This window comes from Idiomarina sp. (genome assembly GCF_048260185.1).
Taxonomy (GTDB): Bacteria; Pseudomonadota; Gammaproteobacteria; order Enterobacterales; family Alteromonadaceae; genus Idiomarina.
Window position 1 is genome coordinate 295,371 of record NZ_JBLXHB010000003.1, and the last position, 22,577, is coordinate 317,947.

Here is a 22,577-nt window from a genome sequence, read left to right on the forward strand (position 1 = left end):
GGTTCTAATGGCAAAAATGACGGTTCTGCAATATCCAGACGAACGTTTGCGCAAAGTCGCACAGAAGATTGAAAAGGTAGATGACAACATCCGCTCGGTTATCGACGATATGTTCGAAACCATGTACGAAGAACAAGGTGTAGGTCTTGCGGCAACCCAGGTTGACGTGCACAGACGGCTATTTGTCGCCGATTGCAGCGAAGATCAAAACGAGCCACTGGTGTTCATTAATCCGGAAATTACCGAAGCAGAAGGCCACTTTAAAAACGACGAAGGCTGTCTGTCGTTTCCCGGCGTTTACGCCAAAGTTGAACGCGCTGAGAAAATTACCGTTACGGCACTGGATAAAAATGGTGAGCGTTTCAGTCGTTCTGCTGAAGGGCTACTGGCCATTTGTATTCAGCATGAGATTGACCACTTAGACGGTAAACTCTTTGTTGATTATTTATCGCCGCTGAAGCGCGAGCGTATTCGCAAAAAGCTTGAGAAAGAGCAACGTTTAGCCGAGAAGCAAGCGGCGGAAGCACAATAATGCGAATTGTCTTTGCCGGTACTCCGGACTTTGCAGCAAAACACTTACAACAACTGCTTGATGGATCTCATCAGGTAGTGGGTGTTTATACCCAACCCGACAGGCCTGCAGGACGAGGCAAAAAGCCACAACCCAGTGCGGTTAAGAAGCTTGCGCTCGAACACCAGCTTCCTGTTTATCAGCCCGAGTCCCTGAAATCAGAAGAGGATCAGGCTGCACTAGCCGATCTAAAACCTGACGTTATGGTTGTGGTGGCTTATGGCTTACTGCTTCCGCAGGCAGTATTAGATATTCCTACAAAAGGCTGCCTGAACGTGCACGGTTCTTTGTTACCCCGCTGGCGAGGTGCCGCTCCAATTCAACGCGCGATATGGGCTGGCGACTTAGAATCCGGTGTCTGCATTATGCAAATGGAAGCCGGGCTGGATACCGGTCCGGTGCTGCACGAAGAGCGCTGCGCCATCAGTCCGGACGAAACCTCGGCTTCGCTTTATCACAAGCTTGAAAGCCTGGGGCCTAAGGCGTTAATTAAAGTATTAAAAGATCTCGACGGCTATCAGAGCCAGGCTAAACCGCAAAGTGATGCCAATGCCACTTATGCAAAAAAGCTGACCAAGCAGGAAGGTAAAATAGACTGGACACAACCGGCGGCCTTTATCGAACGCTGCGTACGAGCGTTTAACCCCTGGCCAATGAGCTGGTGCCAGTCAGAACATTTAAAAGCCGAACAGAACACAGTAAAAATTCACGCAGCTGAACTTATTCAGGGCGCCAGCAATAAAGGTCCGGGCACGATTATTAATAGCACACACGAAGGCATCGACGTGGTGACCGGGGGTGGTATTTTACGTATCACTCAGGCACAGATGCCAGGGAAAAAGACTCAGCCAGCCAGTACCTTGGTTAACGGCTATAGCAATGTCTTTAGCCCGGGACTGGAATTACAATGAGCCAGCAGAAAAAGTCAGAAAACGGCGGTCAGGGAGCAACTAGCCGGGCCGCCGCAGCAACCGCCCTCTTTCATGTATTAGAGAAAGGCGAGTCGCTTTCCGCGGCCTTACCCCACGCCACCGGAAAACTCTCTGACGCAGATAAACGTCTTGCCAGTGCAATTAGCTACGGTGTTTTAAGGGTTCTGCCCAGCCTTAACAAGCTGGTTGGGGCTAAACTGGATAAGCCACTTAAAGGTAAGCTTAAAGTATTGCACTACTTACTACTGGTAGGTGCCTATCAGCTTTATTGTCTGCGCATTAAAGACCACGCTGCCGTCAGTGCCACAGTAGAAGCCGCGCGTATTCTGGGCAAACGTAATCACAAAGGCCTGGTAAACGGTATACTGCGCCAATTGCTGCGCGAAGCACCAACCGCAGATGAGTCACAGCAGCGCGAACTGCCTGTTGATGCGATGCAAAATCATCCGCGCTGGTTGTTTGATGCAGTTCAGGCAGACCACCCGCAACAAGCCAGCGACATTCTTTTAGAAAACAACGCACACCCGCCCATGTGGTTGCGTGTGAACCGTCGTTTTTTCAATCGCGATGATTATTTAAGACAACTTGAAGACAGCGGTATTGCCGCCGAAGGCGACACCCTGGCCGGCGATGCCATTCGACTGCATTCGCCTGTTCCGGTTGAAAGGCTTCCGGGGTTTGACCGGGGCCACGCATCGGTGCAGGACCGTTCGGCCCAGTTAGCTGCGGATTACCTGAACGTAAAGGCTTCCCACCGCGTACTCGATTGTTGCGCCGCTCCGGGAGGCAAGCTATTGCACCTGCTTGAGCGAAATGACTTTGAACAACCAGTTCAGGCCATCGATATCGATGCTAAACGTCTTGAGCGAGTGGACGAAAACCTGGAACGCGCCGGTTTAAGTGCCATAGTTCATTGCGCCGATGTTGCTTCAACTGATGATTGGTGGGACGGCGAGCAATTTGACCGCATACTACTGGACGCGCCCTGCTCGGCAACGGGCGTGATACGCCGCCACCCCGATATCAAGTGGCTGCGTCGCGCTGAGGACATTAATGAGCTCGCGCAATTGCAAAACCAGATACTAAATTCGCTTTGGCCTTTACTTAAACCCGGCGGAGAACTGCTTTACGCAACCTGCTCTATTCTAAGCCAGGAAAACCAAACTCAAATTGAGTCTTTTCTAAAACAGCAATCGAGTGCTAGTCTGATACCTATTGATGAAAAGCAGAAAACTCTGCAACTGCTCCCGGGTGAACATAACGGGGATGGTTTCTTTTACGCGAGATTGAAAAAAGTCGAATGAAAATTATCATACTCGGTGTTGGCCAGGTCGGCGGCACATTAGCGGAAAATCTGGTTGGCGAACGCAACGATATCACCATAGTTGATACCAATAACGATTTACTGGACGATTTGCAGGATAAGTATGATCTGCGAGTCGTCGTTGGTAACGGAGCCCATCCTGATGTTTTACGTCGCGCGGGTGCCGACGATGCCGACTTACTTATTGCAGTAACCAGCAGCGACGAAACCAATATGATTGCCTGTCAGGTTGCTTACTCGATATTTAATACGCCAAAGAAAATAGCCAGAATTCGCTCTGAAGAATACATCCGCTATAAAGATCAGCTGTTTCATAATCAGGATGCGCCAGTTGACCACATTATTTCACCGGAACAACTGGTAACCAGCTATATTCGCCGGCTTATTGACTACCCGGGCGCTCTGCAAGTTATGGAGTTTGCCAACGGACGAGCCAGCCTGGTGGCGGTAAAGGCCTACTACGGCGGAAAGCTCGTTGGCCATGCTATCTCAACACTGCGGGAGCATATTCCCAATATCGACACCCGGGTTGCGGCTATTTATCGTCAGGGTAAGCCTATACGCCCTACCGGAACCACGATCATCGAAGCCGATGATGAAGTTTTCTTCATTGCAGACACCCGCCACATTAGTACCGTAATGCAGGAACTGCAAAAGCTGGAAGATAAGTACCGCAGAATAATGATTGTTGGTGGCGGGAACATTGGTGCCGGTCTGGCGAAACAACTGGAAGTCGATCATCGAGTTAAGCTGATAGAACGCTCAGAAACCCGTGCGGAAGAGCTTTCGCAAAGCCTTGAGCATACCTTAATTTTTCGCGGCGACGCGTCCGACCAAAAATTGCTGGAAGAAGAGCACGTTGAAGACATCGACGTGTTTATTGCGGTTACCAACGACGACGAAGCGAATATTATGTCAGCAATGCTGGCTAAACGTATGGGCGCCCGTAAAACCATGGTGCTCATTCAGCGTAGCGCCTACGTTGACTTGGTGCAGGGAGGCGAAATTGATATTGCCATTTCACCGCAACGCGCCACAGTTTCAGCTCTACTAACTCACGTACGCCGTGGCGATATTGTTAACGTTTACTCACTGCGAAAAGGTGCTGCCGAAGCTATTGAGGCAATTGCACATGGTGATGAAGACACGTCCCGAGTGGTGGGTAAAGCCATTAAAGATATCAAGCTTCCGCCGGGAACCACTATTGGTGCTGTTGTTCGCGGACAAGAGGTACTTATGGCGCACAGTGAAACCATTATTCACTCCGACGACCACGTTATTCTTTTCTTGCTGGATAAAAAGTACATTGATCAGGTTGAAAAAGTCTTCCAGCCAAGTGCGATGTTCTTTTAGTCCAGTTCTTTCAATTGCACCCGGCCACGGGTAGCAGCCTGTAGCTTCTTCTGCAACGCCCCAACATTCACGGGGCGTAGCAATACCTTAAGTCGCACACTCTCTTCATACTCCGAAGATTCCATTTCAGCATTAGCCTCAAGCAAAAGCGGTTCAACATCGCCCTGGTCAGTATAAGCAAAATTTAACTGAAAGCGTTGTTTAAAAACCCTTTGCTCTTTTTCAAGTTCAGCTAATGCGGCGACTGTTGCGTCGGTATAGGCTCGCTGAAGTCCGCCCGTTCCCAACTTCACCCCACCAAAATATCGCACGACTATAGCGGTAACCTCGCCTACGCCGCTATTTTGTAGTGCCATAAGCATGGGTCGCCCCGCCGTTCCAGAGGGTTCACCGTCGTCGCTGTAAGCCATACTCTGGCTGTTATTAGGTGCGGAAAAAAGCGATGCAGAGCAATAGTGAGACGCCTTGGGCCAGCGTTTTTTTACAACAGTCAGAAACTCAGCGGCGCTGTCGGCGTTTGGCGTATGTGCCAGGCACGCAATAAAGCGGCTGCCTTTAACTTCTATTTCGACTTCCGTTTCCGAAGCCGGAATGTCGTAATCCTGATCATGCAAGACGGGTAACCTTTTTCACGTAAGCATCTAATGCGGTTTGGCGTGTAAGGTTATCATTTCGCTCCCGGTAAACCACAATGTTATCCTCAACTCGCACGCCACCAAAGGGTTTAAACTCATCCACCCGGCGCCAGTTAATCAAATGCTTATTGCGCGAATTCGCCAGCTTCTGCAGCAAAGGCTCAATAAAGTAGATTCCTGGCTCAATGGTATAAACCTGTCGGGGCTCTACGGTACGAGTGGTTTTTAACGTAAGATGACCACTGGGTGGCGCTATTGGCGTACCCCTTTCATCAGCCTGCGCAGCACCAACGTCGTGTACCTGCAAGCCCAGAGGATGACCTAAACCATGCGGAAGGAATACCGTAGTTATGCCGTCTTCAATCATTTGTTCAGGACTGCAACTGACAAAACCAAAAGCAAAAAGCACATTAGCAATTTGTTCATGAGCCAACTGGTGCAGCGCCGGGAATTCGACGCCCGGCTTCATTTTATCAATTAACGCCAATGTAATTTGGTCAAGTGCAGCTATCAACTCTTCGTATTCATTGTGTTGTTTAGACCAGGTACGGCTAATGTCTGCGGCATAACCGTAAACCTCAGCGCCAGCGTCAACCAGCATCGACTTGAGTGAACTAGGAGCTGTCTTATCGGGCATCCAGTGATGCAAAACACTGGCATTTTCATTTTGCCCAATAATATGGTTGTAAGGCACTTCATTCTGCCCTTGCCGAGTAGCTGCCATATATTTCAGCAGACAATCAAACTCCGACTCACCGTTAAAGAAGGCGTCAGCGGCCGCAACATGGCCTTCAGCCGCAATATGATTAGCCTGGGTCAAACAGGCAATTTCGTAATCGGTTTTAAACAAGCGATGATAATGAAAGAAATGAAGCACGGGGTCTGGGTTTATATTCTCAAAGCCCAAAGCCTTGGCAACCTCAATATGTTCACCAAGGTAAGCCGCATTTTTCTTATCGTAAGGAAGTAGTTTTTCAATGGCCTCTGGCGAACTGATGTGTTCCACGTGGAACTCTTCTAACCAGGGAGCCCCCTCTAGGCTTGTCGTCGTATGCCAAAAGTCCGGAGAACTTAATAAAACTAATGTCGGCCGCGTGTTGGGCCTTAAAATAACCCAGGCATTAGGCAACTGAGTTTCCGGGCACCAGGCTTTAAAATGAGGATTTGCACGGAAAGGATAATTCATATCATCCAAAAACCAGCGCTTTTGCTGGCCTGAATGAATAGCAACTAAATCTAAATTTTCTCGTTTAAAAAGTCGTTCAGCACGAGTCTGAAGCTGCTTTATATGGTCAGGAAACAACGGCCACAAATCTGCTATCGCAGTCATATTGGATCGCCTTATTCAGTATCAACAATTGTCATATCAACAACTTGCTCAAACAAATTATCCTCGTTACCACCCAACATCCTATAAATTTGCTGATAACTCAATACCGCTTTTACATAATCTCTGGTTTCATGGTACGGAATGGTTTCGACCCACTCATCGGCAGCAACAGACTCGTCGGGTAACCAGTCTTTGACTCTATAATAGCCTGCATTATAGCTTGCCGTAGCTAATAACCAATTATTCTCAAAGCGGTGTTTCAGTCGACTTAAATAGTCAGTGCCCAGACGCACATTAACAGCGGGGTCGTTCAACCGACGCCAGCTATTATTCTTAGTATCCAGTTGCTTTGCAGTACCAGGCAGAATCTGCATTAGTCCCCTTGCACCAGCACTTGAATACGCATCATGCCTAAAGTTACTTTCCCGGCGCGTAATAGCTAAAGCCCAGTTTTCATCGATTCCGGCGGCCTGTGACGCTCGCCCTAATATATCTTTGTAGGCTAAAGGGAAACGAATGCCCACAGCGTCAAAATGCCCTATTTGCGCTAATGTCCATATTGCCTGATCGTGCCATCCCCACTCGCTGGCGAGATATGCCGCAACCTTTTGCTCCTCGCCATCAAGCTGCGTCAATAAATGGTTCCATTCGCGCCGGGCGTCGACCCAACGCTCCAGTTGAATCAGTTCATACGCACGTTGCACGCTAGGATGATTACGAATTTGCTCAAGCTGAACAACACTGACTTCAAGTTTCTCTTGTTCAAGGCTCACCGGCTTCTGCAGTCGCGCGGCCGACAAAAAGCCGTAGTAATGCCGTTCGTCGGCTAAATCTTCGTACAGCTCCTGTGCGGCCAAAGCGTTACCGGTTATCTCCTGTGAGCGAGCCAGCCAGTAACGCCATTGATTACCCTGCCGAATGGCAACCGGCAAACTTTGAATCGCGTCTCTCAGGCCCTCGTAATCTTTGTCCTTAAGGTAAATAGCCAAACGCCACTGTAAAACTCGTTCATTTAGCGCGTTTACCGGGACGCGATCATGCCAGACACGAGCTTCGGGATGAGAGTTTAAGCTTAACGCAACAGCAAATTCTTCGGCGATGCGGCCCTCTTGCTGTTCAGTAAAAGGCAATTGTGAACTCAGCTTTTTATAGCTTCGCAGAGCAATGTTTTCATCACGCCAAACCAGCTTGGTTAAAGCATAGGTAACTATTTGTGCCTCTTTTCCAGGATAGCGCCCCTTGTACCAAGAGTCGTCCTCTATAGCGGCGGGTGAATACCTCACCTTGTGATAAAACTCACCCAGATACTGCTGTAACTCAGGCAATAAACCAGTTAAATACGGGAGCAGAGTCGGGTTACCATGCTCAGCAGCCAACTCCAGTCGTTCCCAAACTTTGTCTTCGGTACGGCCACCCAATTCTTGCCATTCGTCCAAAATGGGGTCGCAAGCCGAAGGAAGCGAAAACCCATGCTTCCAGATAGCATCAACCTGACGCCTGAAAGGCCCGTCGTCCAGACCCTTTTCACGCTGCGACTCAATAAATTGACAACGGTGAGTTAAGGTTCCCGGATGCCGGAAGTCCCGAATAAAACGAGAATACTCCTCCTGCCCTGCCAAATAAGTAAGCCAGGGCTGTCTTAGTTGCCAGTCGAGGGGCGTCTTTTCATACTTATCGAGAAAAGCCAGAACGCGGTCTTCATTGGCCAGGTATCCAATTTGCTCAAGTCGAGCCAATTCCAAGTACGGTAGCAAAGGGTAATCTTTCAGCTTTTTAAGTAATAGCCGATACTCACCCAGGCGACCACGCTTAGCCGCATACTCTGCTTTTTTGAATAGCTCACGCTGCTGCTCCCGTTGCTTTGTATCAACAGGTTCAGACTGAACCGCACCAATGCTTAACAGGGACAACACGAAAAACAATGGCGCACTGTAACGTATGATAAACGACTGCTTTTTCATTAATTCAAACGCATGTTTAAATAACCGTTGAAAAATTGGCGTATTCGCGCCAAACTCTGTCTACCTTAACCCAAAGCTATAGCAGAATCAGTTTCTTTATAGCAACAAATTAATGGAAGTCGTGGGAGACCCAAGATGATCTATCAAGGTGAAAGCATTCGGGTCGATTTTATCGAACCAGGTTTCGCAGAATTACAATTTGATGCGAAAGGCTCGGTTAATAAATTCGACCAGGCGACATTAGAAGAATTCAGTGAAGCACTGACAAAATTACAAAACACTAACGACCTGCGCGGCGTCATTGTTACCAGCAGCAAGTCGACCTTTATTGTCGGCGCTGATATTACCGAGTTCCTGACACTGTTCTCTGATCAGGAAAAAACCCGCAGCTGGGTGGCAAAAGCATCGCGCGTATTTGACCAATTGGAAGACCTGCCTGTACCAACAGTTGGTGCAGTTAAAGGTTTCGCATTAGGCGGCGGTTGTGAAGCATTGTTAGCCTGTGACTACCGTGTAGCGGACACCACAGCAACTATCGGCCTACCAGAAGTTAAACTGGGCCTTATTCCTGGCTTTGGCGGCACTATGCGTTTACCTCGCGTGATTGGTCCGGACAACGCGCTTGAATGGATAACCACAGGTAAAAATAACAAAGCTCTTGATGCATTGAAAGTCGGCGCAGTTGATGCCGTTGTTGAACCGGAAAACCTGACCAAAGCCGCTCTTAACTTGGCGAAAGATGCAGCCGCTGGTCAACAGGACTGGAAAGCGAAGCGTCAGCCAAAACTTGAGCCGTTAAAAGCTAACGACACTGAGTTGATGATGACTCTGGTGACCGCTAAAGGCTTAATTGCAGCGAAAGCAGGCAAGCACTATCCTGCACCGCATAAAGCGTTAGAAGCAATTGAGAACGGTGCCCGCGAGCATCGTGAAGGCGCGTTGACAGCTGAAAACAACGCATTTTTCGACCTCACCCAAACCGAGGCATGCCAGGCACAGGTTGGTATCTTCCTGGCGGATCAGGCAGTTAAAAGTAAGTCGAAAAAGTACGCTAAGGCAGCAACCAAAGAAATTAAGACAGCAGGTGTTTTAGGTGCAGGCATTATGGGCGGCGGTATCGCCTACCAGTCAGCGCTTAAAGGCGTACCTGCGGTTATGAAAGACATTAAGCAAGACGCTTTAGACTTAGGCATGAAAGAAGCCGGCAAGATCCTGAAAAAAGGCGTTGAGCGCGGCAAGGTTAACAACGAGAAGATGATTAAAATATTATCATCTATCACGCCTACGCTGCTGAACGAAGCAGTCAAAGACGTGGATATCGTGGTTGAAGCGGTTGTTGAAAACCCGAAGGTTAAAGGTTCTGTACTGGCTGAAATTGAAGGCGTGATTGGTGATGACGCCATTTTGACTTCAAACACGTCGACCATTTCTATTACTGAGCTGGCGAAGAACCTGAAGCGCCCTGAAAAATTCTGCGGTATGCACTTTTTCAACCCGGTCCACAAAATGCCATTGGTTGAAATTATCCGTGGTGAAAAGACTTCTGACGATACCGTTAATGCCGTTGTAGCGTACGCGCTTAAACTAGGCAAAACCCCTATCGTTGTTAACGACTGTCCAGGATTCCTTGTTAACCGAGTACTCTTCCCTTACCTGGCAGGCTTTGCCGGTATGGTTGATGAAGGCGTCGATTTCGTCGGCATCGACAAGGTCATGGAGAAGCAATTCGGTTGGCCAATGGGACCAGCTTACTTAAGCGATGTTGTCGGTATCGACACCGCCGATCACTGCACCGTTGTTATGGAAGCAGGCTTCCCTGCCCGCATGAAGCGTGACGAGTCCAGCGCCATTGCCAAACTGGCAGCCGCTGAGCGCTACGGCCAGAAAAATGGTAAAGGCTTCTATGTTTACGGCACCGACAAAAAAGGTAAGCCAACCAAAGAAGCGGATCCAGCCACTTACGAGCTATTAGGCTGTGAGCAAGGTAAGAAACTGGATGCCGACGAAGTGATTGCCCGCTGCATGATCCCTATGGTGAACGAAGTGGTTCGTTGCCTGGAAGAAGACATTGTAGGCTCTGCTGATGAAGCAGACATGGCATTGCTTTATGGCTTAGGCTTCCCTCCATTCCGCGGCGGCCCTTTCCGTTATCTGGAAACGCTGGGCATGGACAACTTTATTCAACTGGCAGACAAATACGCGCACCTGGGTGAAATTTATCAGGTTACCGACGGCATGCGTGAAATGGCTAAAGCCGGTAAATCTTACTTTGACACAACCAGCGCGAAGTAAGGCTTGAGGAGGTTATTAAAATGAAAGACATCGTCATTGTAGATTGTATTCGTACGCCAATGGGGCGTTCAAAAAATGGTGTTTTCCGCCATACTCGTGCCGAAGACCTCTCAGCTGCGCTGATGAAGGGCTTACTTGAGCGTAACCCGGAAGTTGACCCGGAAGAACTGGAAGACATTTACTGGGGTTGCGTACAGCAAACCCTGGAGCAAGGCTTTAACATTGCGCGTAACTCGGCGCTTATTGCTGGTATTCCGCATAAAGTGGCTGGTGTAACGGTTAACCGTTTGTGTGGCTCTTCAATGCAGGCTCTGCACGACGCAGCCCGCGCTATTATGAACGGCGACGGCGACATCTTTATGGCCGGTGGTGTTGAGCACATGGGTCACGTACCAATGACTCATGGAATCGACTTTCACCCGGGCATGAACAAGTCTGTAGCGAAAGCCTCTGGCAGCATGGGTATGACCGCTGAACTATTGTCTCGTAAGTTCGGTATTACCCGTGAACAACAAGACGAATTCGGCGCTCGCTCTCATCGCAAAGCGCACGAAGCCACGGTTGAAGGCCGCTTTGCTAAAGAGATTTACCCAATTAACGGCCACAATGCCGATGGCGAACTGGTACGCGTGACTGAAGACGAAGTGATTCGTCCAGAAACCACCGCAGAAGGCCTGTCACAGCTTCGCCCAGTGTTTGACCCTGCTAACGGTACGGTAACCGCAGGTACTTCGTCAGCCTTGTCTGACGGCGCCGCTGCCATGTTGGTTATGTCTGCTGACAAAGCCAAAGAACTGGGTCTGACGCCACGCGTTAAAATCCGTTCAATGGCCGTTGCAGGTTGCGATCCGTCCATTATGGGTTACGGCCCGGTTCCGGCAACAGAAAAAGCACTGAAGCGTGCTGGTGTGTCTATTGACGACATCGATGTTGTTGAACTGAACGAAGCCTTTGCCGCACAGTCACTGCCTGTTCTTAAAGGCCTGAAACTGTTCGATAAGATGGAAGAAAAAGTGAACCTGAACGGCGGTGCTATCGCTCTAGGTCACCCATTAGGCTGCTCTGGCGCACGTATCTCAACGACGCTAATCAACTTAATGGAAGAGAAAAACGCGAAGCTTGGCTTAGCAACCATGTGCATTGGCCTTGGCCAGGGTATTGCTACTGTCTTCGAACGCGTTTAAAAGAAACAGCAAAGTTAGGGCGGTTTAACACTTTAACTGCTCTGAGGAAGGGGGGAGCGAAGGCTCGCCCCTTTTTATTGTCAGGAAATACTCAGAAACACGCCGTGAACCCATCCCTGGGGGCTTGACTGCAGCAATCCATCACTCACCCCTCACCTCTTAGTCGCGAAAGTGTTAAACTACTCGGTAATTTCGCTTAACATCTTTTAAAGAAGTCATGACTCAAATTACCTGCGACAAAGAACTCGATACCCTTGGCCTTAAATGCCCGGAGCCAGTCATGCTGGTAAGAGCTGCTATTCGTAAAATGAAGGTTGGTGAGGTATTACTGATTATTGCGGATGATCCCGCAACAACCCGGGATATTCCGGGCTTTTGCGAGTTTATGGAGCATGAGTTGGTGGAGTCTGTGACCGAAGAAATGCCCTACCGCTACTGGGTTAGGAAATCTCATTAATAGCCTGACTTTTAGATGTCAGGCTTTGTCTTTATTCAAGTACATTTCCCAAAACTCGGCCTGACCTACGTCACCTAATTCATAAGGTGCGAAGCCGAAGTTCTCATAGGCTTTTTTCGCCCGGTCATTGTTCTCAAGCACTTCCAGTGTCAGCTTCACGCAACCGCGAAATTCCGCCAGCGTTTTCACTTCTTCTAAAAGCTTTTTAGCAACGCCCTGCCCCCGATATTCGGGAATAACGGCTATGTCATGAATATTCATTAGTGGTTTAGCAGCGAAGGTTGAGAAGCCTTCTACACAGTTTGCAACGCCAACCGGAGTGTCACCATCGTAGGCCAGCAAAGAAAACACATGGTCTCGCTTTGCCATTTCATCTATCAGGCTTTCTTTAACTTCATCTGATATGCCCTCGCCACCGCCCATTGGGTCTTTGGCATAAGCATCCAGCATGGAAATAACGGCATTACGGTGTTTGGGGTTGCTGTAGTCCGCAAGAGTAATTTCTATCATTCTTCCTTCGCTCATTTTACAACGTAAACTGTTTCATTTGGTCAGCAACAGGCTGATAACAATGACAGCTAGTAACATGGTCGTTCACCATACCAACTGCTTGCATAAAAGCATAGCAAATGGTCGGTCCGACAAACTTAAAGCCTTCCTTTTTTAACGCTTTTGCCATGCTTTGGGAAGCTTCTGTTTCTGTTGGGATCTGACTTTGCGCCTGGTGCTCATTAATAATCGGTGAGCCGCCTACAAACTCCCATAACCACCGCTCAAATTTGACGCCCTTTTCTTCCATTCTTAAATACGCTTCAGCGTTAGTAAAAATGGCATCAATTTTGGCCTTGCTACGGATAATATCACGGTTGCTGTACAACAATTCACGATCAGCGTCACTCATTGCCACGATAGCTTGTGGGTCAAAACCTAAAAAGGCTTTCTCATAGCCGGCCTGTTTACGCAGAATGGTTAACCAGCTAAGCCCCGCCTGCTGCCCGTCCAGACACAGTTTGGCAAAAAGTTCTATCGGGTCGCTTACCGGACGCCCCCACACATTGTCATGATAAGCACGGTAGTCGTCAGTGGATTCACACCAGGAACACCGTTCTGGCTGATTATTTGTCATACCTTCCCCTATAACCAAGGCGATTCAGAGGGTATAATCTACGCATATTTCTCGACCTTCGGTCAACCACAAATAACAAAGCAGAGAATGCGTATGTCGACGTACGATGTGAAAACCTTTCAGGGGCTTATTCTTGCTCTTCAGGATTACTGGGCTCAGCAAGGCTGTGCCGTGGTTCAGCCACTGGATATGGAAGTGGGCGCGGGTACCTTTCATCCAATGACCTTTCTGCGCTCATTAGGCCCGGAGCCTGCCAGTTTTGCCTATGTGCAACCTTGCCGCCGCCCTACCGACGGCCGTTATGGCGAAAACCCGAACCGCCTGCAGCATTATTATCAGTTTCAGGTCATTATGAAGCCATCGCCTAAAAACATTCAGGAGCTTTATCTGGGTTCTTTAGAAATGCTGGGCTTTGACACACTGACTCATGACATACGCTTTGTAGAAGACAACTGGGAATCGCCTACTCTGGGTGCCTGGGGTCTGGGCTGGGAGGTCTGGCTTAACGGTATGGAAGTCACTCAGTTTACTTACTTCCAACAGGTTGGTGGTATTGAGTGTCGCCCGGTGGCCGGAGAAATCACCTACGGTCTTGAACGTTTAGCTATGTACATTCAGGGCGTGGACAGCATTTATGACCTGGTCTGGACAGACGGCCCGCGCGGTAAAATCTTGTATCGCGATGTTTTCCATCAGAACGAAGTTGAACAGTCGACTTACAACTTTGAATACGCCGATGTTGATGTGCTGTTCCGCCGCTTCGACGACTGCGAAAAAGAATGTGAACTGCTAATTGAAAAATCGCTGGCTTTACCCGCATACGAGCAGGTTATGCGCGCATCTCACGCCTTTAACTTACTGGATGCCCGACACGCGATATCTGTAACCGAAAGACAGCGCTACATACTTCGCGTCAGAACCATGGCAAAAGCCGTTGCCGAAGTCTATTACCAGACTCGTGAAGCTCTTGGCTTCCCTTTAGCCGACGATAAAAACAAACCAGCAGCGAACTAAGGAGAGCAGAGCGTGCAAAAAGAAAACTTATTGATTGAGTTAGGTACTGAAGAGCTTCCTCCAAAAGCCTTAAAGTCGCTGCGTGACAGCTTAAAGTCGGGTATTGAGTCAGGCTTAAAAAGCGCCGAACTGAGTTTTGATAGCATCAAGGCGTATGCAACCCCTCGCCGACTTGCCGTGCTGGTGAAACAAGTTGAAACCGAACAGCAGGACAAAGAAGTCGAGAAGCGCGGGCCAGCAGTAAATGTAGCCTTTGATGATACCGGTAAGCCAACTAAAGCTGCCGAAGGCTGGGCACGTTCAAACGGCATTACGGTAGAGCAGGCTGACCGGCTTAAAACAGACAAGGGCGAATGGCTGCTGCATAAGGCGACAGTAAAAGGCCAGACACTAGCTGACTTAGTTCAGGGTATCTTAGAAGCAGCAATTAAAGCTCTGCCTATCCCAAAACCGATGCGTTGGGGCGACAGCACGGCGCAATTTATTCGTCCTGTGCACACACTCACTGTTATGCTGGGTAGCGAGCTTATTGAAGCTGAAATTCTGGAAACGAAGAGTGCCCGCTTTATCCAGGGTCATCGCTTTCATTCGCCCCAAGGTTTTGAGCTCGATCATGTCGACAACTACCTAACTAAGCTTCATGAAGCGAAAGTGATCGCTAACTTCGAGGAGCGTATTGAAACCATTCAGTCGGAAGTATCACGTCTTGCCTCAGAACTCGGCGGCCAGGTTATTCAGGATGACGAGTTAGTTGAGGAAGTTGCGGCCTTGGTGGAATGGCCGGTTGCTTTAACAGCTAGTTTCGATCAAGGCTTCCTCGCGGTACCAAAAGAGCCGCTTATCGTTACCATGAAAGACGACCAGCGTTACTTTCCGGTGGAAGATGGCAAAGGTAACTTACTGCCACAGTTTATTTTCATTACCAATATTGAAAGCCGTGACCCTCAACAAATCATTAAGGGTAACGAGAAAGTCGTTCGCCCTCGCCTGGCGGATGCACAGTTTTTCTTTGAGTCCGATAAGAAAGCCCCTTTAGAGTCGCGAGTTGCTGCACTGGATTCTGTTCTGTTCCAAAAACAACTGGGTAGTATTGGCGATAAGGCTCGTCGTATATCGGTATTAGCAGGTAAAATTGCAAACCAGTTAACTGCCGACGTAAAAGCCTCAGAACGAGCCGGTCTGCTGTGCAAGGCCGATTTGGTTTCCGATATGGTTTCTGAGTTCCCTGAAACCCAGGGCGTTATGGGTAAACACTATGCGTTAAACGACGGCGAAAGCCCGGTAGTAGCCGAAGCAATAGAACAGCACTACTGGCCTCGTTTTTCCGGTGACGAACTGCCTTTAACTAAAGAGGCTTGTGCCGTTGCTTTAGCTGACAAACTCGACACACTGGTCGGTATATTCGGTATTGGTCAGGTACCTAAAGGTGACCGTGACCCATTCGCTCTGCGCCGTGCCGCTCTTGGCTTATTGCGTACCCTGGTAGAACGAGAGCTTTCATTAGACTTGCATGAACTGTTAGCGGCATCCGTCGAAGGTTTTGGTGACAAGCTATCGAATAGCACCGTAGCTAACGATGTTTTCGAATTTCTACTCGGTCGTTTTCGTCCCTGGTACCAGGATCAAGGCATCTCTGTCGATGTTATTCAGTCCGTACTTGCCCGCTCACCCTCTAAGCCAACGGACTTCGACCAAAGGGTAAAGGCGGTTCAGTCATTTAAGTCTATGGATTCTGCTGCCAGCCTTGCCGCTGCCAATAAGCGGGTGGGTAATATCCTGGCAAAATCTGACGAAGAGATATCAGGTAACGTGGATGAAGCTCTTCTACAGGAAGAGTCTGAAACAACACTTTATCGTTTGGTTAATCAAACAGAAGGCTCCGTTAAGCCACTAATTGCTGATGGTAAATACAACGACGCCCTCACGCATTTATCCGAGCTTAAAGAGCCTGTGGATGCGTTTTTTGAGCATGTCATGGTCAATGCCGATGACGATAAAGTCCGTATTAACCGCCTCAACTTGCTGTTCCGCTTGCGTCAGCTGTTCTTAGAAATAGCGGATATTTCTTTGCTTCAGTAACCAACACTTTGATTTTTAATAAATAAAAAGCCGGCTCATGAAAATGAAGCCGGCTTTTTTGTTGCCTATCGCTAATGTCTCGGCTCGGACTAAACGTCCAAGTTAGCAACCTTAAGAGCGTTTGATTCAATAAAGGCTCTACGCGGTTCAACTTCGTCACCCATTAACGTGGTGAACAGTTGATCAGCGCCAATAGCATCTTCAATCGTTACCTGAAGCATACGGCGAGTGTCAGGGTCCATCGTAGTTTCCCACAACTGGTCAGGGTTCATTTCACCCAGACCTTTATAACGCTGAACGTATAAACCACGCTTAGATTCACCAATAAGCCATTCCACAGCTTCAACGAAGTGTGTAACTGGCTGCTTCTTCTCACCGCGAAGCACATATCCACCCGGCTCAACCAGAGAGTCTATCTCTTCGCCAAGCGTCACTATTTGTTCGTAGTCTTTAGACATTAAGAACTCATAGTTCAGCGGGTAATCTGTGTCGACACCGTGTTGACGAATCGTCGTCGACGGTAACCACATCTTGCGTTCGGTATCTTCATGCAGAGAAACGGTATAAGTTGCCGAGTTAATTTCACGGGCGGTTAAATCATCATTTAATGTTTTAACCCACTTCTCCATGTAATCTTTATCTTTCAAACGATCATCCGTTAAACGAGGCGCATAGAACAGACGCTGTAAGAAACGCTCAGGCATACGACGACTTAAACGCTTAATATTTTCCTGCGCCATCTGATAGCCGTTAACCAAAGTTTCGAGCTTCTCACCAGAAATACCTGGTGCGGTTTCATTAACATGTAAAGATGCATTATCCAGAGCTAAACTGGTTAAGTAGCGAATCAATGCAGGGTCATCTTTAATATAAACTTCCTGCTTGCCCTTCTTCACTTTGTATAGCGGGGGCTGAGCAATATAGATATATCCGCGCTCGATAATTTCAGGCATTTGACGATAGAAGAACGTCAACAACAAAGTACGAATGTGAGATCCGTCAACGTCCGCATCCGTCATAATAATAATACGGTGATAACGTGTTTTATCCGGGTTGTACTCATCACGACCAATACCACAGCCCATAGCAGTAATTAATGTACCAACCTCGACTGAAGACAGCATTTTGTCAAAACGCGCTTTTTCTACGTTAAGAATTTTACCTTTAAGTGGCAAAATCGCCTGGTTTTTACGGTTACGGCCCTGCTTAGCGGAACCGCCTGCAGAGTCACCCTCCACAATATAAAGTTCAGACAGTGCCGGGTCTTTTTCCTGACAATCGGCCAACTTACCAGGTAAGCCCGCAATATCCAGAGCACCTTTACGTCGTGTCATTTCACGTGCTTTACGAGCGGCTTCACGAGCTCTTGCTGCATCAATAATTTTATTGATGATAAGTTTCGCTTCGCCTGGGTTTTCTAATAAATAGTCCGCTAACTGCTCGTTCATTGTCTGCTCAACAGCAGATTTCACTTCTGAAGAAACCAGCTTATCTTTTGTTTGAGACGAAAACTTAGGATCAGGAACTTTAACAGAAATAATGGCGGTTAGACCTTCACGCGCGTCGTCACCTGTTGCAGAGGTTTTGGATTTTTTATTATAACCCTCTTTTTCCATGTAGGTGTTCAATGTACGCGTCAAAGCGGCACGGAAACCGGCTAAGTGTGTACCACCATCACGCTGTGGAATGTTGTTGGTAAAACAATAGATGTTTTCCTGGAATGAATCATTCCACTGCATGCTGACTTCAACACCAATACCGTCTTCTCTTTGTATTGTGAAGTAAAAAGCCTTCTGGTGAATTGGCGTTTTATTCTTATTCAAATAATTAACAAAGGCAGCAATACCGCCTTCATATTTAAATAAATCTTCGCGGTCGTCACGCTCGTCGCGCAACCGAATACCAACACCAGAGTTAAGGAACGAAAGTTCGCGCAGGCGCTTGGCCAGAATATCGTAGTGAAATTCAGTATTGGTAAAAGTTTCATGGCTAGGCCAAAAACGCAGTTCTGTACCCGTTGTATCAGTATCGCCAACAGGTTTTACATCACTGTCAGGCTCACCCATATGATAAGTCTGTTCGTAAACCTGGCCTTGTCGACGAATAGTCAGTTGCAGCTTTTCAGATAGCGCGTTTACAACAGAGATACCCACCCCGTGCAAACCACCGGAAACTTTATAAGAGTTGTCGTCGAATTTACCGCCGGCGTGCAATACGGTCATAATAACCTGTGCAGCTGAAACACCTTCTTCTTCATGTATATCAACTGGAATTCCGCGACCATCATCCTTCACGCTAACTGAACCGTCAGAGTGAATGGTAACCATAATTTCTGAACAGTGACCCGCTAAGGCCTCGTCAATAGAGTTATCGACAACTTCAAAAACCATGTGGTGCAAACCAGTTCCATCATCCGTGTCACCAATGTACATACCCGGGCGTTTGCGAACCGCATCCAACCCTTTCAGAACTTTGATACTCGATGAACCGTAATTATTTTCTTCCATAGTATTATCTCGATATCATTCGTTTATTACCCCATGTTCCACGTGGAACATTCGGGGTGATTTTTGAAATTTATCCGACAACTGCTTTCCAGTAATTGCGGTGATAAACACTTGTGCGTCTAGATTTTCTAACTCACGACAGAGTAACGCCTGATTTTTTGAATCAAGCTCTGACGTTAAATCATCGACTAAATAAATGCAGGGTTGCCTTTTTATTTTTTGGTAATGCTTCCCTTGCGCTAACTTTAAAGCGGTAATCGCGGTCTTTAATTGCCCGCGAGACAGGCGATGTTTTACTTCCACCCCATCCGCTATCACTTTTATATCTGCCTTATGTGCCCCAACTGAGGTAAAGCCGTATTTCTTATCTTTCTCTGTATGGCTTTCTAAGGCGTCAAATAAGCTTTGGCTAGTATCCCAGCCCGATTTTAATCGAACCTCCATTGTAACATCGGAGAGAAAAGATTTCGCTAGTTCTTGTATATAATCATTCAGTTCTTCTAGGTATTTTTCGCGACTTTTACTAATGCGCTCACCATAATAAGCTAACTGCTCTTTCCAATACCTATCTTCTCTTACAGGAAGCGAGCGTTGCTTGAGTAAGCTGTTTCTTTGCTTCAGGAGTTGAGTATATGCAACCCAGTCAGAATAAAAGGAGTGTTCCACGTGGAACACTCCCCAATCTATAAACTGTCTTCTCTGTCCTGGACCTTCCAGCAGAATATCGACGGACTCTGGCGTTAAGAGTTGTACCGGTACCAAGCGGGCGACATCTGACATGCGTTGAACGTTGGCGCCATTCAACCTAAGCGACTGTTCACCATCGGTACTACGTCTTACACCTATAGCGTAATCTTGGGAACGGCAAAATACGGTGAAACCAGAGTTCCCTTCTTTAATCAACTGACGAAACCCTCCCGGCCGAAAAGAACGTCCAAAACCGAGTAAATAGATAGCTTCAAGCAAACTGGTTTTTCCGGAGCCATTATCGCCGGTTATGATATTAATTTTGGGGCTGGGAGATAGAGCCACCTCTGAAAAATTTCGGAAGTGGCTTAAATTCAACGTCTCAATGAACATTTATGAGGCAGGTTACAAACGCATCGGCATAATAACGTAACAGCAAGACTCGTCGTGCTGAGGTTCAATTAATGCACTACTGTTTGAATCAGACAGTGTAAAAGAAACCTGTTCGTCATCAATGTTATTCAAGACATCGAGCAAATAGCTAACGTTGAAACCAATTTCCAGATCATCACCTTGATAATCCACTTCTATGACTTCTTCCGCTTGTTCCTGCTCGGGGTTCGTTGCCGTAATGCAAAGTTCACCACTACTCAAGTTTAAACGCACACCGCGAAACTTTTCATTAGAAAGAATTGATGCTCGCCCAAAGGACTGCCGCAACGCATCGCGATGGGCAACAATAACTTTGTCTCCACCGCTCGGTAAGACACGACGGTAATCAGGGAAACGACCATCTACCAGCTTACTCGTAAAAACAAGCTCTGGCGTTTCGACACGAATATGGTTATTTCCTATCGACACTGACACTTCCTGATCGTCGTCACCTAACAAGCGAAGTAATTCGACAACACCTTTGCGCGGAACAATCACCTGGCGTTGAGCCAAACCTGGCTGGTCAATAGCACAAGTGCTCATGGCTAAACGGTGGCCATCGGTCGCTACGGAACGCAACATACCGTTATCGGTTTCGAACAACATGCCGTTTAGATAATAGCGCACGTCCTGATTCGCCATGGAGAAATGCGTTTTCAACATTAAATCTTTTAATACTGCCTGCTCTGTTACCAGATGGATGTCACTTTTCCAGTCGTCGATATTTGGAAAGTCATCTGAAGACAGGGTACTCAATTTAAATTTACTGCGACCAGACTTAACCGTGGCACTGTCTTCCTGAGAGGTAAACTCGATGGTAGAGCCCTCAGGTAAGCTGCGCACAATATCCAGCAACTTCTTGGCCGGTACAGTAACAGCCGCATCCATATCCGCTGACTCGAGCGGTACAGCCGAAACCAGTTCAACCTCAAGGTCTGTTCCGGTTAATTTAAGCTGACCATTATCGACCTGAAGCAACAAATTCGACAAAATTGGTAAGGTATGCCGCCGTTCAACAGCGCCACTTACAACCTGCAGCGGCTTTAAAAAAGCATCGCGGTTAATTGAAAATTTCATGACTGAGTCCCCTGTTTATAACGACATACTTTTATGACGACAATGTACGAATTAGATTTCGATAATCTTCTTTAATGTCGTGCTGCGCATCTTTTAATTCTTGTATCTTCCGACAAGCATGCAAAACCGTTGTGTGATCCCGACCGCCGAACGCGTCGCCTATTTCCGGTAAGCTATGATTAGTCAGTTCCTTAGCTAAGGCCATTGCTAACTGCCGCGGACGCGCTACAGAGCGGCTACGGCGTTTTGATAAAATATCGGCTAACTTAATATTATAGTATTCCGCCACCGTCTTCTGAATATTATCAATAGTAACCAATTTTTCCTGAGCGGCAATTAGGTCACGCAAAGCTTCGCGGACAAAATCTATAGTTATAGGCCGTCCTGTGAGTTGCACATTAGCCACAACCCGGTTCAATGCACCTTCCAGCTCCCGAACGTTTGAACGCAAACGTTTAGCTATGAAAAAAGCAACTTCGTGTGGCATATGTAAGCCACGTTCGTCAGCTTTACGCATTAAAATAGCCACCCGGGTTTCTAATTCCGGGGGTTCAATGGCAATGGTAAGGCCCCAGCCAAAACGAGATTTCAGTCGATCTTCAACTCCGTCTATTTCTTTCGGATAAAGATCGCTGGTCATAATGATTTGCTGATTACCTTCCAACAACGCATTAAAGGTATGGAAAAACTCTTCCTGCGAGCCTTTTTTATTCGCAAAGAAGTGAATGTCATCAATCAATAACGCATCTACCGAACGATAGTAACGCTTAAACTCATTGGTTGAACTGTTACGAATAGAGTTCACCATGTCCTGCACAAAGCGTTCGGCCCGAATGTAAAACACCTTGGCGTCCTTTTTGTGCGCCATAATGCCATTACCGACCGCATGCAAAAGGTGAGTCTTACCCAAGCCGGTACCACCATAAACAAATAGGGGGTTATAAACGCCGCCAGGATTCTCTGCTACCTGAATAGCAGCCGCACGCGCCAGCTGGTTTGATTTACCCTCAACAAAGTTATCGAAGGTGTATTCCGGATGAATATTGCTTTCAAAAGGCACTTCCACATCGGTATTACCGGATGAGAAGTTAGGTGTTTTTCTGCGGGTTGCAGCAGCGCGTTGCGGTGAACCGCTGTCACGCTGTGTTGGTGACGCTTCCCCAACTTTTAAAACTACATTAGGTACTTTGTCGTCACACAAAGCTTCTAAATAGGTATTAATGGTTTTCAGGTACTTGTCACGCACCCAGTCTACCGAATAAATATTCGGAGCAAACAAGGTTAATGTTTCGCCATTGAGTTTGGCTTGTAGGGGTCTGATCCACGTGTTGAACTGCTGTAACGGTAACTCCGATTGCAGTCGCTCTGCACATTGTTGCCAAAGCGAATTATTCACACTCTTCTCCTGGATCGTTTCTTTATAAACATAACCAAAGATTGTACTTCACTCAGCTAATATTCGCTAGCATAAACTGCCTGAAAACAGCGTCAATAAAGGAGTTAAAAAATAGCCATTGAAACCAAAACTGGCGCATAAATTGCTTAAAAGTCTATATTCCCCTAAAACATGAAAACAAAGCAAATAGTGAATAACTGTTATTTTATCCACATTATTA

General features: G+C 47.5%; 18 protein-coding genes. 9 read left to right on the forward strand and 9 right to left on the reverse strand.

The features are described 5' to 3' along the window. Window positions 1-7 precede the first annotated feature (7 nt). Genes def through trkA form a run of 4 tightly spaced genes read left to right on the forward strand, consistent with a single transcriptional unit; the run spans window position 8 to window position 4,180 of the window. Window positions 8-532 (forward strand): peptide deformylase, encoded by a 525-nt coding sequence (gene def, locus ACN0RF_RS09095; RefSeq protein ID WP_253617382.1) that lies wholly within the window; start codon window positions 8-10, stop codon window positions 530-532. After that, entirely contained in the window at window positions 532-1,482 is a 951-nt protein-coding gene (fmt, locus tag ACN0RF_RS09100) for a methionyl-tRNA formyltransferase (protein WP_417438759.1), read from the forward strand. The genes def and fmt overlap by 1 nt, the downstream gene beginning before the upstream one ends. Continuing rightward, window positions 1,479-2,807 (forward strand): 16S rRNA (cytosine(967)-C(5))-methyltransferase RsmB, encoded by a 1,329-nt coding sequence (rsmB, locus tag ACN0RF_RS09105; RefSeq protein WP_417438760.1) that lies wholly within the window; start codon window positions 1,479-1,481, stop codon window positions 2,805-2,807. The genes fmt and rsmB overlap by 4 nt, the downstream gene beginning before the upstream one ends. After that, window positions 2,804-4,180: a Trk system potassium transporter TrkA gene (trkA, locus tag ACN0RF_RS09110; protein WP_011233279.1), complete on the forward strand. Its 1,377-nt coding sequence runs from the start codon at window positions 2,804-2,806 to the stop codon at window positions 4,178-4,180. The genes rsmB and trkA overlap by 4 nt, the downstream gene beginning before the upstream one ends. Here the strand turns inward: trkA and ACN0RF_RS09115 are convergent. From ACN0RF_RS09115 to ACN0RF_RS09125, 3 genes are read right to left on the reverse strand one after another with little or no spacing between them, the layout of a single operon-like run. Continuing rightward, window positions 4,177-4,794: a YigZ family protein gene (locus tag ACN0RF_RS09115; protein WP_417438761.1), complete on the reverse strand. Its 618-nt coding sequence runs from the start codon at window positions 4,792-4,794 to the stop codon at window positions 4,177-4,179. The genes trkA and ACN0RF_RS09115 overlap by 4 nt on opposite strands. Then, window positions 4,787-6,145 (reverse strand): Xaa-Pro dipeptidase, encoded by a 1,359-nt coding sequence (pepQ, locus tag ACN0RF_RS09120; protein ID WP_417438762.1) that lies wholly within the window; start codon window positions 6,143-6,145, stop codon window positions 4,787-4,789. Before pepQ ends, ACN0RF_RS09115 begins: the two co-directional genes overlap by 8 nt. 11 nt (window positions 6,146-6,156) lie before the next feature. After that, window positions 6,157-8,106: a transglycosylase SLT domain-containing protein gene (locus tag ACN0RF_RS09125; RefSeq protein ID WP_417438763.1), complete on the reverse strand. Its 1,950-nt coding sequence runs from the start codon at window positions 8,104-8,106 to the stop codon at window positions 6,157-6,159. Window positions 8,107-8,241: 135 nt separating this feature from the next. Here ACN0RF_RS09125 and fadB point away from each other — a divergent pair, with 135 nt between their 5' ends. From fadB to tusA, 3 genes are all read left to right on the forward strand, one after another. Beyond that, window positions 8,242-10,398: a fatty acid oxidation complex subunit alpha FadB gene (gene fadB, locus ACN0RF_RS09130; protein WP_417438764.1), complete on the forward strand. Its 2,157-nt coding sequence runs from the start codon at window positions 8,242-8,244 to the stop codon at window positions 10,396-10,398. Window positions 10,399-10,418: 20 nt separating this feature from the next. Continuing rightward, window positions 10,419-11,582: an acetyl-CoA C-acyltransferase FadA gene (gene fadA / locus ACN0RF_RS09135; protein ID WP_034819396.1), complete on the forward strand. Its 1,164-nt coding sequence runs from the start codon at window positions 10,419-10,421 to the stop codon at window positions 11,580-11,582. A 217-nt stretch (window positions 11,583-11,799) separates the two neighbouring features. Next, a complete protein-coding gene (tusA, locus tag ACN0RF_RS09140; protein WP_417438765.1) occupies window positions 11,800-12,039 on the forward strand; it encodes a sulfurtransferase TusA in 240 nt (79 codons plus the stop codon). Between the two features lie 18 nt (window positions 12,040-12,057). On the opposite strand, the gene ACN0RF_RS09145 is transcribed toward tusA, so the two are convergent. Both ACN0RF_RS09145 and ACN0RF_RS09150 read right to left on the reverse strand, forming a co-directional pair. After that, the gene (locus ACN0RF_RS09145) at window positions 12,058-12,549 is read right to left on the reverse strand and encodes a GNAT family N-acetyltransferase (RefSeq protein ID WP_417438802.1); all 492 of its coding nucleotides are present in this window, start codon (window positions 12,547-12,549) and stop codon (window positions 12,058-12,060) included. Window positions 12,550-12,565: 16 nt separating this feature from the next. Next, complete coding sequence (locus ACN0RF_RS09150) at window positions 12,566-13,165, reverse strand: DNA-3-methyladenine glycosylase I (protein ID WP_110012849.1); 600 nt, start codon at window positions 13,163-13,165, stop codon at window positions 12,566-12,568. Window positions 13,166-13,258: 93 nt separating this feature from the next. Between ACN0RF_RS09150 and glyQ the strand changes: the two genes are divergently transcribed. Together glyQ and glyS are read left to right on the forward strand one after the other, a co-directional pair. Then, complete coding sequence (gene glyQ / locus ACN0RF_RS09155; RefSeq protein WP_034819530.1) at window positions 13,259-14,179, forward strand: glycine--tRNA ligase subunit alpha; 921 nt, start codon at window positions 13,259-13,261, stop codon at window positions 14,177-14,179. Window positions 14,180-14,191: 12 nt separating this feature from the next. Beyond that, window positions 14,192-16,258, forward strand: a complete 2,067-nt coding sequence (glyS, locus tag ACN0RF_RS09160) for a glycine--tRNA ligase subunit beta (RefSeq protein ID WP_417438766.1) — start codon at window positions 14,192-14,194, stop codon at window positions 16,256-16,258. Between the two features lie 89 nt (window positions 16,259-16,347). Here glyS and gyrB read toward each other — a convergent pair whose 3' ends face one another. Genes gyrB through dnaA form a run of 4 tightly spaced genes read right to left on the reverse strand, consistent with a single transcriptional unit; the run spans window position 16,348 to window position 22,357 of the window. Next, window positions 16,348-18,765, reverse strand: a complete 2,418-nt coding sequence (gene gyrB / locus ACN0RF_RS09165; RefSeq protein WP_342487704.1) for a DNA topoisomerase (ATP-hydrolyzing) subunit B — start codon at window positions 18,763-18,765, stop codon at window positions 16,348-16,350. Window positions 18,766-18,780: 15 nt separating this feature from the next. Next, a complete protein-coding gene (gene recF / locus ACN0RF_RS09170) occupies window positions 18,781-19,845 on the reverse strand; it encodes a DNA replication/repair protein RecF (RefSeq protein WP_011233267.1) in 1,065 nt (354 codons plus the stop codon). 12 nt (window positions 19,846-19,857) lie between these two features. Continuing rightward, window positions 19,858-20,961, reverse strand: a complete 1,104-nt coding sequence (gene dnaN / locus ACN0RF_RS09175; RefSeq protein WP_011233266.1) for a DNA polymerase III subunit beta — start codon at window positions 20,959-20,961, stop codon at window positions 19,858-19,860. 31 nt (window positions 20,962-20,992) lie between these two features. After that, window positions 20,993-22,357, reverse strand: coding sequence for a chromosomal replication initiator protein DnaA (dnaA, locus tag ACN0RF_RS09180; protein ID WP_011233265.1), 1,365 nt, complete (start codon window positions 22,355-22,357; stop codon window positions 20,993-20,995). Between the last annotated feature and the right edge of the window lie 220 nt (window positions 22,358-22,577).

What these genes read in the sequence shown, in the direction of transcription:
- def (WP_253617382.1), top strand. Translation starts at nt 8, where the DNA reads ATGGCAAAAATGACGGTTCTGCAATATCCAGACGAACGTTTGCGCAAA.
- fmt (WP_417438759.1), top strand. Translation starts at nt 532, where the DNA reads ATGCGAATTGTCTTTGCCGGTACTCCGGACTTTGCAGCAAAACACTTA.
- rsmB (WP_417438760.1), top strand. Translation starts at nt 1,479, where the DNA reads ATGAGCCAGCAGAAAAAGTCAGAAAACGGCGGTCAGGGAGCAACTAGC.
- trkA (WP_011233279.1), top strand. Translation starts at nt 2,804, where the DNA reads ATGAAAATTATCATACTCGGTGTTGGCCAGGTCGGCGGCACATTAGCG.
- pepQ (WP_417438762.1), bottom strand. Translation starts at nt 6,145, where the DNA reads ATGACTGCGATAGCAGATTTGTGGCCGTTGTTTCCTGACCATATAAAG.
- ACN0RF_RS09125 (WP_417438763.1), bottom strand. Translation starts at nt 8,106, where the DNA reads ATGAAAAAGCAGTCGTTTATCATACGTTACAGTGCGCCATTGTTTTTC.
- fadB (WP_417438764.1), top strand. Translation starts at nt 8,242, where the DNA reads ATGATCTATCAAGGTGAAAGCATTCGGGTCGATTTTATCGAACCAGGT.
- fadA (WP_034819396.1), top strand. Translation starts at nt 10,419, where the DNA reads ATGAAAGACATCGTCATTGTAGATTGTATTCGTACGCCAATGGGGCGT.
- tusA (WP_417438765.1), top strand. Translation starts at nt 11,800, where the DNA reads ATGACTCAAATTACCTGCGACAAAGAACTCGATACCCTTGGCCTTAAA.
- ACN0RF_RS09145 (WP_417438802.1), bottom strand. Translation starts at nt 12,549, where the DNA reads ATGATAGAAATTACTCTTGCGGACTACAGCAACCCCAAACACCGTAAT.
- ACN0RF_RS09150 (WP_110012849.1), bottom strand. Translation starts at nt 13,165, where the DNA reads ATGACAAATAATCAGCCAGAACGGTGTTCCTGGTGTGAATCCACTGAC.
- glyQ (WP_034819530.1), top strand. Translation starts at nt 13,259, where the DNA reads ATGTCGACGTACGATGTGAAAACCTTTCAGGGGCTTATTCTTGCTCTT.
- gyrB (WP_342487704.1), bottom strand. Translation starts at nt 18,765, where the DNA reads ATGGAAGAAAATAATTACGGTTCATCGAGTATCAAAGTTCTGAAAGGG.
- recF (WP_011233267.1), bottom strand. Translation starts at nt 19,845, where the DNA reads ATGTTCATTGAGACGTTGAATTTAAGCCACTTCCGAAATTTTTCAGAG.
- dnaN (WP_011233266.1), bottom strand. Translation starts at nt 20,961, where the DNA reads ATGAAATTTTCAATTAACCGCGATGCTTTTTTAAAGCCGCTGCAGGTT.